Genomic DNA, 12,881 nt, shown 5'->3' on the forward strand with positions numbered 1-12,881 from the left:
CCCACTTCATTTTTGAAGCAGGGAATTGATCTTCACCAATACAATTTGACAAAGACCCAAATTTAATCTATTAAAATTAATTTTTATTTAGTAAATCGAAATAGCTTGGCCATTCATTTCACCTTGAATATGACTTGCATTGACCCAAGCATCATTACCAAGATCGTAAGCGTTGTGTCCAGTTGAGTTTGCAGTCCAACGATTCTTGTAGCCATACAGCGGATCATAAACATGGAAAGTATTGTTTTGAGCATTGTAGCCTAAGATAACCTTGCAGTGGTTGCGGGCTCCACCTGCATCATAAGCAGACCAGCCATAGTAAATTACTGGATGTCCACTCTTAACAATATTAGCGATATTTGACAAGCTAGTGTTGGAAATATCGCGAACACCACTATAGAACATCTGTCCATAACGACTTAAAGCATTTGGTTGAACAACGTGGTCAAACCCAATACCAGAAACGACGCTACCTGATTGACCGCCTTCCCAGCCTTGATTACGACTGCCAGTAACATTAGGTTCGTTATAAATTAAATCCTTTAAATCAGGGTAAACATTCTTAATGCTCAAAAGCATCGCCAATGAAGCCCCTGCACAGCCCCAAGGTGCAAATACTGGCGTATATTGGCTAAAGTAGTGAACATCACTTACGATACCACTTTGATCAGCCCAGTGAGTGTCATAGTCACCACCAGCTCCTAAAGCATTAAAGTATACATTAGTGGCACGAACACCACCATCACCAAAGAAATATTTGTGACCCCAGTTAGAATACCACTGGTTGGTGTAGCGAACACCATTTTTGTCAAAGTAATACGTATTGCCCCAATTATTGTAGAATTTATCAGTGTAAAGTGCACCATCGTTATCAAAATAGTACGTGTTACCCCAGTTATTGTAGAACTGATCTGTATAACGCACACCATCTACACCAAAGTAGTAAGTATGACCCCAATTATTATAGAATTGGTCACGAGCCATTACTCCAGTCTCGGGATTAAAATAGTAAACATGAACTTGATCCGTATCTTTCAAGCCACCCTTACCATCATTTAGTGGTAATTGCTTATTAGGCAAGAAGGCATCAGTAAGTCTAACACCACCATCACCAAAGTAATAGTAATTACCCCAATTGTAGTACCAACGGTTGGTATAACGGACTCCATCTTGGCCAAAATAGTATGTATTGCCCCAATTATTATAGAATCGATCTGTATAACGAGCACCATTATTGTCAAAGTAATACATATTACCCCACCCTGACAAAAAGCCAGTATAGGCATTACCATCATTATCAAAGGCATATGTATTACCATTAATGGTCCGATATGCAAGTGTATCGGCAGTATTGCCACTCCCCGCTACTTTTTGACCATTGTTGTCATAGTATGAAATCTTACCATTGGCACTAGTAACAAACTGATTTTTAGGAGCAGAGGCAGCTGCAGTAGTAGTATTTACATTCGTATTTTCTACAGCAGATTGACTATTATTCTCATTCACAATTGAACTGCTACTATCTGCTGAACTAGAGTTCCAATCAGAATTAGTAGCACTTGATAAGTCAGAACTCGATTGTGAATCATTTGTAACGATAGTATCAACACTAGTATCTTTTTGACTACCAGTTGATGCCGTTTGTTGCTGTGCTACGATTACTGCCTGATTATCGTCAGCATGTGCCTTGATCGATGTAGTACCAGTTAGGATAAAAGCGGTGAGAGCAGCCGTTGCCATGAAAAGATAACGTCTATTATACTTCATCAAATTATTCCCCCTCAGAAAAAATACACAGATATTAGCTGATAAAATACAACTATAGTCATTATAACTTAAATTTATCTTAATATAAATAAAAAATGAGATAGTCCACTTAAAAGTTTTCTATCTCATTTTATCAATCATGTGTTTACCTAAATATTCTGTAAGCACACTATAACCAACTGTATATGATTAAATCCCATTTTTGAAGCAGGGAATTGATCTTCACCAATACGATTTGACAAAGACCCATTTTTTGTGCATTTTTCAACCGGTACCGTTATGGTGTGCTTACGTTTCAACTCGTTAACAATCAGTATGAGCATCATTCAACAATTATTACAACTAACGTACCACTATCTGGATGGGGAGAAATTCTACATAATCCGGCCGCGGCAGAAACCATTTTGGATCGCCTGGTCTATAAGTCACATATCATTAAAATTGCAGGCAAGTCATATAGATTGAAATCGGCGACTAACCATAAATTGTCATTTTAAACTGCCATAATTGTACATTTTCAAATTGCCATTTCTGTACAATTTTTAATTGCCCTTGACAAATTTGAGATAGCCTTTTTCATACATTTTAAGACTGCCATCGACAGCTAAATATTACTAACTAGCAATTCACATATTTTATCCATTGAATTCAGAATCATATTTTCCTTCACAAAACTGTCTTTTAATTTTTTTAATATCTTCCTTCAATTTTAATAACTCTTCATATGCTTGATTTAATGGTATATCTACTCCAAAGGCTGCATAATATAGCATATTCTTCTCATAAAAAAGATTTTCAGTATAATTAGTTTTATTAAAATTATTAATTTGATCGTTTATTTTTACACTTCCTTTCATCTCTCTGAGAAAGTTCGGTGCAATATTACGATTAAGTACAAGTTTCACTCCTGACTCCTCATACTCATCAATTCTTTCATCAATATGTTCCAAAGCATTTCTTAATTTTTTATCAGTAATTACTGACAGTTCAGGAAGAATATCAATTTTTTGAAGTAATACCTCCCTTTTTACTCGTCTGATATCAGACTGTTTTGTAGATAATACAAGCAGCTTGGCAATATCGGCTAAAGAAATTGTAAATCCTCTCAAGTAAAACCATATTTCATCATTAGTTTGATATATTACTTTTGAAGATTCCAAATCAAATTTTATATACATCCCATAGAATTTTTTAAATGAATACTCTGCAAAAGAACATTGTAATTCCAACTGATCTAATAATAATTCAAAATATTCTTTTTTCATAAACTCAGTTCCTCTATTCCATGAACAAACATTTACAAATTTATAGCCGTCTTAAGTGTTGATTTAAAAGAAGTATTGAAAAAAGGAAAAACCATCCCCGTATGATTAACCAGTAAAAAACAATTAGAATAATGAAGCGTTTACAGTGAAAGATCCTATCTTCATTTTTGAAGCAAAGAGTTGATCTTCATCAACACTATTTGACAAAAACATTTTTCATTCCGTACCTTTATAGGGTGTTTACGTTTAAATGCGGACTGCTACAATATCCTTACCTTCGAAATAAAAAAGTAAATCAAACCTATTACGTAAAGTCCAAGAGATAGAAATACTAAATACATATATATCTTCGGATTCTTTACCGTAATTGTTATAACATCATTTTTTTTCAGATTCAAATCTGATGTTAATTGTAAATATCCTTTTTTATCTGTAGTATAGGGTATGCCTTCACCATTAATTTTAACTCTATAATTTATTGATCTATAGCAATACATAGGGAGTGATATTTTTCCTTCTATCGGATCATCTATAGTCATTTTTATGCCATTATTAAAACTTTCTTTTGTTATTTTAGCTTGAGCTTCTTTCGTAAATACATGGGGGCTAAAAGCTAAGGAACTGGTCAAATGCGTAACCCTATTATCGTTTCCTTTAATATTTGATCTCTTGGGTGTATAGTCCCGAGTAAGTATTACCTTATCTAAATCATCACCAGCAACTTGATTCTTTCCTTGTTTATTTTTATAAAGCTGCAAAGTTAAAACTTGCTGATTATTAGAGTAAAAATCAGTTATAAACTGCAAACATGCAAAGACTGATAGGGATGCAAAAACTATTAATAACTTCCATAATATCTTTTGATTATTAAAATTCTTCAAAAAAGCGATTAAGGGAATTATTCCTAACCAAATTCCAAAACGCCAAGGAGTAAACTGTAAATTATTAACTATTGGCACCTTGTTAAAGATAGCCCATGGAAATAAATTTGTACATAATAACATTAATAACGATTCTATAGACAAATAATTCAAAATCTTTTTATTATTTGATCTTAAAAAGATTGTCAAAAAGATTAAAAATAATGAAATAGCTGGTAAAGTAGTCCGAGCCGCCCAACCATATGGCATTTGAAAAAGTTCAATTAACGACTCTGAAGTTATATTTCCCTGTGAAAAAGGCGCCGAAATATCTGACTTTGAAATAATAAAATATCGAAATAATATAGGAAGTGCAAAAAGAAAAGAAACCGCACTCGCTAACATCGAATTAATTATAGAATATTTAATATCATTACCATTAATAAAAAAATTATATAATAGTACTAAAGAAATAATAATTATCAATGATATAACACTTAAAAGATGTGAATATAAAATTATCGCTAATAAAAGTGCCGTTTTTAAAATTAGTAATCTATCTACACTTTTAGATTCAATTATCTCTTCAGCACAGAAAAAAATAGGAAAAGAGAAACAATATATTATTGCAGTTCCTGGCTGCAATTCTACTACGGATTGATATAGTGAATATCCTGATGTTACATAAATAATTGATGCCAATAACGAATTGATTTTTGAAACCCGTCTACCAACCAAACTAACGTAGGTAACTAGTAAAGTTAAGAATATTATCATTAATCTTATAGCATAAATCTGCTTTATAAATGATAAAGGTAGTGTTATTAAAACTAATGGCCACAATGAAATGTCCGGATACATTCCATTAACTGCCTGCCCCATCCCAAAAAAGGATTGAAAGTTAAGGAAATTTGGCAATTCATGATGCAAAAAAGCATACCTTATCTCATAAATACGACTAGCATGAAAAAAACTATCTCCAGTAACAAATGTTCCAATCATCAACTGTTTCCATAACCAGAATAACCAAAGCATTATAAATAAAAAAAACACAATCCCCGTTATGATTTTTCTTTTTAAACTACTGCCCATCAATCATATCCCCCAACTAGTTCAAAAATGGCATTTTTTATTCCACTCATCAATTAAATTCAATCATAGAAATTTAGTTAATTAATATTTCTTTATATTTAGAAAACTAGGACTAATTCTCAATTTTGAACTGGCTTACTTTTCTAATTATGATTCTAAAATTTTTCTAGTGATTACTTAATTGAATTTTTATTTGATGAACTTGCCGTAATCTAAATTCGAATTCTCGGTGTTCTTTGCGCTGAATAGCATCAAGAATCAAGCCACTATAAAAAGATAGAATTCCAGCGATAGCACAAAATCCACAAACGATTAAAGTTGGAAAATGTAAAACCTTGCCTGTTACGCGATAAGGAAGCCAGACATCCGGAATGAAGAAAGCTAATGATAGGATTAACAACAAGCAAGCCAAGGTTCCAAAAAATCTTAATGGCTTGTAATTCCGATAAAGAGTAAAAATAAGTTTTAATACTTTAAACCCATCAGAATACGTATTTAGTTTGGAGGTACTTCCTTCAGGACGATCTCGATAATCGATGACATGGTTTTTCATTGCCATGTTATTAACGATTGCAAAAATACTCATTTCTGTTTCAATCTCAAATCCTTTTGACAGCACGGGGTAGGTTTTAACGAATTCATAGCTAAAGGCCCGATAGCCAGTCATGATGTCTTTAATATCATTTTTAAAGAAAAAGTTGATGCTGCCACGAACCATTTTATTACCAATGCCATGGAAAGGACGTTTGTTTTCTTCAAAATAACTTGAACTAAGTCGATCACCAATAACCATATCATAGTTTTCTTCTAACACATATCGTGCCATTTTGGGGATTTCTTCAGCAGGATACGTATCATCACCATCAATCATGATATAGCATTTAGCATCAATCTCACGAAACATGCGACGAATGGCATTTCCTTTACCTTGCTTATATTCATAGCGGACACAAGCACCCGCTTCACGAGCTAATTCAGCGGTGTTATCAGAAGAGTTATTGTCATATACATACACCGCTGAATTTGGGATATCTTTAATGGCGTTTTGACAATCCTTAACAACTTTAGTGATTGTCTGACTTTCGTTGTAGCAAGGAATTAAAACAGCTAAGTTGTCCATTATTTAATAATTTTCTCCTTAAATTATAGATAATATTTATTATATGTTCTTTTTATTTCTTTGATGAATATTCTTTAAAATATATGCTGTGACCACTGGTAAGACAGCAGTAGTACCAATAACGTATCTTGAATAACCATTTATTGGTGTAACAGTATATAAAAGAATCATGAGTATAAGCGGAATTATAGAAATTAAAAGTAATGGTTTCTTTTTACTTGTAATTGACAAAATTATGATGACTAAAATTAACATTGACCAGAATGGGAAACCAACATTTATGACAATGGAAATAAGTGGAATTGCAAGAAAGGCATCTAAAAGAGATTGCATATGATTATGAATTTTAGTAGAAAAAATAGGGTGATACTTTGAATACCAAGTTGGCGATAGGAAGTCTCCATAATTAGGAAAATAATTTAAAAATAGTGAATTATCTTTACCTGGAAGACCAAAAAATGGATTAAAGTACTTACTATTAGCAGCCAAATATACCTCAACATACTTTACTGGATGCTTGAGGCCTTGAATAATCCATACCTTTAGATAATTTTTGACTTCTTTTTTTTGAGTTTGTGTAGTTCTCAAAGTAATCTTATGATTTACGACATCATTGATTATCGTTTCCCCATTTAGAAAAGTGTTCATAGGGAAAAGGTTTTTTAGATTATCTCCAGAATTCACGTCATAATTTGTTCTAAGCTCTTTTACTGGAGTTACTCTGTTGATTGTGTCTATTTCTTGTTTAGAAAGGCTTTTCTTATCGTTAAGGTATATATAACTTAATTGACGAGCTGGCAGCGTTAACGGTTCACTCATCGCCCCCGGAATTACATTTTTATAATTTAAATAACTGTTCCAACCAAACAGCAAAATAAATAATGTAACCGTAGCAGCAATTAAATAACGTACTTTTTGATGTTGAACAAGTGCATATCCAATCAATACAGTTGTTGTTATGATGACGATATATTTTGAGTCATTCCTAAATTCAGAAAAGAAAAACGATACGATCAAATATAATAAGTATTCATAAGATGAATTAACGCCTTGTTTTATGCTGTCCAGTAATTTCAAAAAGACAAGATAATATGCAACACATAATGCATAATAGATCGTACTTTTATCGATTGTTATTGCATAAGTACTAAAGACGGGGGATGCAAATAAAATAAAGGTCAGTATTCCGCCTATTTTGCCAATCTTTTTCCAAACGAACGAAGTAGCGATTGAATAGATAATGCCTGTTATAATCGTTTGAAATAGAACTACCGTAAATACACCAAAATTTGTGTTAACTAATTTCTGACCAATTTTAAACAGTGATCCAAAGATTAAAGTTACAAACCATGGTTGATGGTTCGTAGGAACATATGTGAAATGTAAAGATGATAGGTGACGCCCTTCAAACTCGCAAAACTGTCTTAAAGCATCCCAGCTAATCTGACCAGGATAATAGGTAATAATCGTAAGAGACCATATGAGCATCATACATCCGAATATTTTAAAAAGATGAGGACTGCTGTATGTTTCTTTTAATTGAAGTTTACTAGTACAATAAGTTCGAAGCGTTGCAATTGTATAGGTAAGCACAAATGCCCAACTTAGCATGGCAAGGATCGAAAACATACAATCTAAAAAGCTATGATTAAGATAGTATGTTCCGACCAATGTTAGTCCTCTATTGCTATCGTCTAAGCCAGCACTGATCATAAATGTGAAATTATAGAAAAATGATAAAATAACTCCACCTATAACATCAATTTTAGTTACCTTGATTATCCATTCCTTTGATAGGTAGTAAATAACAGCTAGCCATAAAGCCACCATAATCACTGTATAGGAGTTTGTGCTTAGTAGTCTGTTGTCACTACTTAATGGAGTAGGATAACTGACTAGCATTCCTGTACCAATGAATAGCCATACAATATTTAAAAATTGTGATTTTGCTTTAGACATTATGGTCTCCTAGAGTTTCGCCGTCAGTTTAACATCTGGATACTTCTGCTTGAACCAGTTTTCCGCAAATTGGTTTTCAAACAAGAATAGTGGAGCGCCATAACGATCTTTAACCAGCATATTCCGTGAAGAAGCCATCTTAGGATCAAGCTGTTCTGGATCAACCCAGCGTGCTGTCTTACTACCCAGTGGTTCCATAATAACTTCGGAATTATATTCGTTTTGCATCCGGAACTTGAACACTTCGAACTGCAATTGACCTACAGCTCCCAAAATGTAGTCGTTGGAGTTATAGCCAGTATAGAGCTGGACAGCCCCTTCTTGTACCAACTGGTTAATCCCTTTATGGAATGATTTTTGCTTCATAACGTTCTTTGGCGTTACGCGGACGAACAGTTCTGGTGTAAATTGAGGCAGTTTCTCAAACTTGATGTCTTGTTTACCAGTGTAGATTGAATCACCGATTTGGAAGTTTCCGGTATCGTAAAGCCCGATAATATCACCGGCAACGGCATTCTCAACGTTTTCACGCGTATTGGCCATAAACTCGGTCACGTTTGACAGACGAATCGGCTTTTTAGTCCGCTCCAAGGTAACGTCCATGCCCCGGGTAAATTCACCAGAACAAATCCGTACAAAAGCAATCCGGTCACGGTGCTTAGGATTCATGTTAGCTTGAATCTTAAAGATGAAGCCAGAAAACTCGGGTGCAAGTGGATCGATTGATTTACCGTCTTCTGTCTTGTGTGCCGAAGGGGCTGGGGCAAATTTTAAGTAGGTTTCCAGGAAAGTCTTAACCCCAAAGTTGGTCAGAGCTGAACCAAAGAAGACAGGTGTTTGATCCCCCTTAGCGATCTTTTCTTCATCAAGCTTGCTGCCAGCCATTTCAATCAGTTCCATTCCATCTAAGGCGTCTTTCCATTCACCTTCACCAGCCAATGGGTTTTCACCAATGACCTGACCATCTTCATCTAATGGCAGATAAGGGTTGGCAGGATCCTGTGGGTGGGAAAGGGCAACTCGATGATTATAACGATCATAAACACCCATAAATTGCCGTCCCATCCCAATTGGCCAGTCCATTGGGTAGGTTTCGATTCCCAGCACGTCTTCGATTTCGTTTAACAGATCCAATGGTTCGCGGGCATCGCGGTCAAACTTGTTGATGAACGTGAAAATCGGAATTCCCCGCATCTTACAAATTTGGAACAGCTTTTTGGTTTGTGGTTCGATACCCTTGGCACCATCAATTACCATGACGGCAGAGTCAACGGCCATCAAAGTTCGGTAAGTATCTTCAGAGAAGTCTTCGTGCCCTGGTGTATCCAGAATATTAATCCGCTTGCCCTGGTAGTCAAACTGCATTACAGAACTGGTAACGGAAATCCCACGCTTTTTTTCAATTTCCATCCAGTCAGACTTGGCAAAATTGCTGCTGCCGCGTCCTTTAACAGTCCCAGCTTCGCGGACGACGCCCCCAAATAAAAGCAGCTGTTCAGTAATTGTCGTTTTTCCAGCATCGGGGTGCGAGATAATCGCAAACGTCCGGCGCTTGTTAACGGCTTCTGCCAATTTTTTTGAATCAGTCATTTTTATGTTCCTTTCGAGAATTATCCTATCTATAGTATTACAAATATGGTGTAAAGTCTATTAGCCACGGCATTTAAAAAGGATTAGGAGCTTGCTGTCGATGGCAGTCTTAAAATGTATGAAAATGGCAATCTCAAATTGTACATTTTCGTACATTTTTTTGTATACTCACTTAAAAAATTAGAGGTGATGTATACATGAGAAAAGATATTTTTGAAAGGATGCGATTCTTCGTGAAGGAGGACATCAAACCAAACTTTAGTCAGATTGCCAGACAGTATGGCGTTGATCGAAGAACGGCTAAAACTTTATATGATAAAGCGGGTCAAGTTAAGGAGGTTGTAAGAAAGAAAAGAAACATTCATGGAAAGCTCGACGACTTTAAAGAGATCGTCAAGCTCAAATACGAAGCTGGCTGCACGGCCATGGCAATCTACCGGTTCATTCAAAAGAAAGGATATACAGGCGGCTATACGTTAGTAAAAACGTTCTGCCGAAACTATAAACAGGAGGAGATAAAGAAGGCGACGATTAGAGTTACTCATACGATTGGCCTTAGCGCTCAAGTAGACTGGAAGGAGGAAGTCAAACTACGTGATAAGTATGGGAAGGTACACACATTCAACATTTTTCTATACGTACTGCCTTACTCAAAGTTAAAGTTTATTAGTCTAACAATGGACAAAAGCCAAGATACGCTGTTTGAGATGCTTTACAAGGCGTTTCAATACACTAATGGCGTTCCAAAAGAAATTTGGTTTGATAATATGGCAACGGTTGTAGACCATCATTCCAGTTATCCTGGACATGTTAAATTCAACGAAAAATTTCTTTCATTTAGCAAAGATGCTGGATTTAAGGCGATTGCCTGTCAGCCATACAGGCCACAAACAAAGGGCGTTGTGGAATCTCTAGCGAGAACAACTAGCCGACTAGCTCCTTACGATGGTGAATTTAAAACTTTAAAGGAACTTGATGGCATCGTTGATGAGATGTAAGCACACCATAATGGTATGGGTTGAAAAATACACGAAAAAATGAGGCATCTCGCTGCTTGGCGAGATGCCCCATTTCATTATCCTAGTGATTTTATTTGCCGCAAATCTGCTGAACGGTTGGATTCCATGGCAAATAAGCCTTCAGATCCAGGTTCTGAGAGCGCGTGTAGGCTTCAAAGATCAATTTCAGATATTTGAAGACATCCAGATTATTTAGTTTGGCCGTTTGAACGATCGTATAGAAGATCGCATTGGCTTCCGCACCGGCCGTGGACTTCGCAAACAGGCTGTTTTTGCGAATGATGGTCGACGGTCGGATGCTCTGCTCAACCGAGTTATTGCTTAACGGCAGCTCGCCAATCTCAAAGATCTGATATACACGATCCTTAAGTTTCAAGGCGTTTTTGACTGCGTCTTTCAGCTTATGCATCGGATAAGCAATCCCTTCAATAAAGCGATAGAAGGCATCCAACAGTGGCTTGACCAGTTTTCGTCGCTGCGCTTTTTTCTCAGCCGGCGTTTTATACCTCAAGTTATTTTCCTTATGAAACACTCGGCTAAGCAGCTTTACGGCTTGCGTTGCCTGGGCATTATTCTTTAACGTGAGGCCTTTGACCAATTCAATAAATGGTCGGCGAATATGTATGAGACAGCTGCCAAACGTTGCTTTGGGCAGCTGCTCTTGGCCGTAGCCACGATAGCCGTCACACATAACCGCTCCCGTATAGTCAGGAGTCAGTACGTCACTGATGACTTTTCCTGAACGAGTCGGCGCATAGTGAAAGTAGGCTATCTGATGTTTTGCGAACTCCTTCGGTGTTCGCAAAGCCCAGAAAAAGGACTTGCTTTTCCCGCTGTCGAGCACTTGAAAAGGAGTCTCATCCATATGAACAACTTTCTCTTGTCGCAATTGGCTGACAAGAACGTCGCTCAATGGTTTTAAAAACCGCCTGGCACCTTTAATCACCGCATTTGCCATTTGCTTGGAATCCAATTCAAGATTAGCTGCTTGCCACATGCGTTCCTGACGATTAAACGGCACAGCCAAATCAAATTTGTTAGCCGCAATCGTTGCCAGGATGCTGCTTGAGATATAGCTGTGATTAAACAGCGGACTCGGCGTCTTGGCCGTAACCAGCTTATCGCCACCGTTGGGATGACAATGCTGACACTTGTATGTCTTCGCATAAACGTTCCTACAAACGGTATGTGCTGGAACGTATACCGCTTCGCGACTTGCCAATCGGCGGCCAATCTGCTTCATTTCTTGATGACAGTCAGGACAAGTTTTATCATCCAGGTCGTATTCACAGTTCTCCTGTGGCAGACTATCCAGATTTTCTTTCCGGCTGTTGCTTTTCTTTGGCTTAGGGTGACGACTGGATTCTCGCTTTTCTACCGCCGCATCTGAAGGTTCTTCGCTATCAGTTGCTTCAACCTGCTTCTCTTCAAATAAAGAGAGCTGATCTGGGTTTAAAGACTCATTTTTTTTTGCGAATTGGCGATGCTGTTGAAGCTGAAGGGCTACCTTCAACTGATTGATCAGCTCGTTTTGTTGCTGAATCACTTCAGACAATTGCTGAATGACCTGCAAGGCTTCTTCAAGATTCTTGGGCTGTTGTGCTTGAGCCATAGTTCGTCACCTCCTAACGCTTCTGAATGCTATTAAGCATATCAGAAACGTTAGGAAATTAACAGACTAAAATCAATATAAATGCCCATTTGGCGCGGGTTTAACTCGCTTAACAGGCAACGGAGAGATGCCTTCCAAAAGCTGCTTGATTTGGCGTCGGCTTAACTGGACGGCATCATTGCGATGCCGTGGCCAGCGCAGACCACCATTTTCAAAACGTTTATAAAGCAAGATGAATCCTTCACCGTCCCAATAGAGTCCCTTAAACCGATCATTCCGCGTACCGCAGAAGAGAAATAGGGAATCATCAAACAGATCCAGATCATAGTTTTCAGCGACCACTGCAGCTAAGCCATCAATGCCTTTGCGCAGGTCGGTTTTGCCGCAGACGATGAAAACATGCTTTGGCTGGGTCCAATTAACTAGCATGATCAACGAGGAGTTTAATCAGGTTTTCAATCATTGCGGGATCCGCGTCTTGATAGATGTTAAGCCGCACCTTCTGAATCGAAAGTGAGGCTACGAGCACGCGCCGGTTAGTCTTGCGGTCGTTTGAAGTGGCGCTGACTTCAACGATTTCATTTTGAGCCATCAAAA

10 protein-coding genes and 1 pseudogene are annotated in these 12,881 nt (G+C 37.1%); 2 read left to right on the forward strand and 9 right to left on the reverse strand.

The annotated features are described in order from the left end of the window. Nucleotides 1-87 precede the first annotated feature (87 nt). Nucleotides 88-1,767 carry a C39 family peptidase gene (locus ABC765_RS08860; RefSeq protein ID WP_347980276.1) on the reverse strand — a complete coding sequence of 560 codons (1,680 nt, stop codon included), beginning with the start codon at nt 1,765-1,767 and terminating at the stop codon, nt 88-90. A gap of 287 nt (nt 1,768-2,054) precedes the next feature. On the opposite strand from ABC765_RS08860, the pseudogene ABC765_RS08865 reads away from it, so the two are divergent. Continuing rightward, nucleotides 2,055-2,264 (forward strand): annotated as a pseudogene (locus ABC765_RS08865) (ATP-binding protein); the annotation flags it as partial. A gap of 138 nt (nt 2,265-2,402) precedes the next feature. Here the strand turns inward: ABC765_RS08865 and ABC765_RS08870 are convergent. The 5 genes from ABC765_RS08870 to ABC765_RS08890 all read right to left on the reverse strand — a co-directional run bounded on the left by ABC765_RS08870 (nt 2,403) and on the right by ABC765_RS08890 (nt 9,653). Then, complete coding sequence (locus tag ABC765_RS08870; RefSeq protein ID WP_347980277.1) at nt 2,403-3,032, reverse strand: hypothetical protein; 630 nt, start codon at nt 3,030-3,032, stop codon at nt 2,403-2,405. 260 nt (nt 3,033-3,292) lie between these two features. Next, the gene (locus tag ABC765_RS08875) at nt 3,293-4,984 is read right to left on the reverse strand and encodes a hypothetical protein (protein WP_347980278.1); all 1,692 of its coding nucleotides are present in this window, start codon (nt 4,982-4,984) and stop codon (nt 3,293-3,295) included. A gap of 166 nt (nt 4,985-5,150) precedes the next feature. Beyond that, a complete protein-coding gene (locus tag ABC765_RS08880) occupies nt 5,151-6,104 on the reverse strand; it encodes a glycosyltransferase family 2 protein (protein WP_347980279.1) in 954 nt (317 codons plus the stop codon). Between the two features lie 39 nt (nt 6,105-6,143). Then, nucleotides 6,144-8,063 carry a DUF6020 family protein gene (locus ABC765_RS08885; RefSeq protein WP_347980280.1) on the reverse strand — a complete coding sequence of 640 codons (1,920 nt, stop codon included), beginning with the start codon at nt 8,061-8,063 and terminating at the stop codon, nt 6,144-6,146. Between the two features lie 9 nt (nt 8,064-8,072). Beyond that, complete coding sequence (locus ABC765_RS08890; RefSeq protein ID WP_347980281.1) at nt 8,073-9,653, reverse strand: peptide chain release factor 3; 1,581 nt, start codon at nt 9,651-9,653, stop codon at nt 8,073-8,075. Nucleotides 9,654-9,850: 197 nt separating this feature from the next. Here ABC765_RS08890 and istA point away from each other — a divergent pair, with 197 nt between their 5' ends. Further along, the gene (istA, locus tag ABC765_RS08895) at nt 9,851-10,651 is read left to right on the forward strand and encodes an IS21 family transposase (RefSeq protein ID WP_347980282.1); all 801 of its coding nucleotides are present in this window, start codon (nt 9,851-9,853) and stop codon (nt 10,649-10,651) included. 91 nt (nt 10,652-10,742) lie between these two features. On the opposite strand, the gene ABC765_RS08900 is transcribed toward istA, so the two are convergent. The 3 genes from ABC765_RS08900 to ABC765_RS08910 all read right to left on the reverse strand — a co-directional run bounded on the left by ABC765_RS08900 (nt 10,743) and on the right by ABC765_RS08910 (nt 12,876). Next, on the reverse strand, nt 10,743-12,284 hold the full coding sequence (locus tag ABC765_RS08900) for an IS66 family transposase (protein ID WP_347963210.1): 1,542 nt from the start codon (nt 12,282-12,284) through the stop codon (nt 10,743-10,745). A 72-nt stretch (nt 12,285-12,356) separates the two neighbouring features. Next, a complete protein-coding gene (tnpB, locus tag ABC765_RS08905) occupies nt 12,357-12,713 on the reverse strand; it encodes an IS66 family insertion sequence element accessory protein TnpB (RefSeq protein ID WP_347963209.1) in 357 nt (118 codons plus the stop codon). Further along, nucleotides 12,703-12,876 (reverse strand): hypothetical protein, encoded by a 174-nt coding sequence (locus ABC765_RS08910; protein ID WP_180304655.1) that lies wholly within the window; start codon nt 12,874-12,876, stop codon nt 12,703-12,705. The genes tnpB and ABC765_RS08910 overlap by 11 nt, the downstream gene beginning before the upstream one ends. Nucleotides 12,877-12,881 lie beyond the last annotated feature (5 nt).

Origin of the sequence: Limosilactobacillus sp. WILCCON 0051, from assembly GCF_039955095.1 — a bacterium.
GTDB lineage: Bacteria > Bacillota > Bacilli > Lactobacillales > Lactobacillaceae > Limosilactobacillus > Limosilactobacillus allomucosae.

Coding starts and splice junctions, on each gene's coding strand:
- ABC765_RS08910 (WP_180304655.1), bottom strand. CDS start 12,876: ATGGCTCAAAATGAAATCGTTGAAGTCAGCGCCACTTCAAACGACCGC.
- ABC765_RS08900 (WP_347963210.1), bottom strand. CDS start 12,284: ATGGCTCAAGCACAACAGCCCAAGAATCTTGAAGAAGCCTTGCAGGTC.
- ABC765_RS08870 (WP_347980277.1), bottom strand. CDS start 3,032: ATGAAAAAAGAATATTTTGAATTATTATTAGATCAGTTGGAATTACAA.
- ABC765_RS08860 (WP_347980276.1), bottom strand. CDS start 1,767: ATGAAGTATAATAGACGTTATCTTTTCATGGCAACGGCTGCTCTCACC.
- ABC765_RS08890 (WP_347980281.1), bottom strand. CDS start 9,653: ATGACTGATTCAAAAAAATTGGCAGAAGCCGTTAACAAGCGCCGGACG.
- ABC765_RS08880 (WP_347980279.1), bottom strand. CDS start 6,104: ATGGACAACTTAGCTGTTTTAATTCCTTGCTACAACGAAAGTCAGACA.
- ABC765_RS08875 (WP_347980278.1), bottom strand. CDS start 4,984: ATGGGCAGTAGTTTAAAAAGAAAAATCATAACGGGGATTGTGTTTTTT.
- istA (WP_347980282.1), top strand. CDS start 9,851: ATGAGAAAAGATATTTTTGAAAGGATGCGATTCTTCGTGAAGGAGGAC.
- tnpB (WP_347963209.1), bottom strand. CDS start 12,713: ATGCTAGTTAATTGGACCCAGCCAAAGCATGTTTTCATCGTCTGCGGC.
- ABC765_RS08885 (WP_347980280.1), bottom strand. CDS start 8,063: ATGTCTAAAGCAAAATCACAATTTTTAAATATTGTATGGCTATTCATT.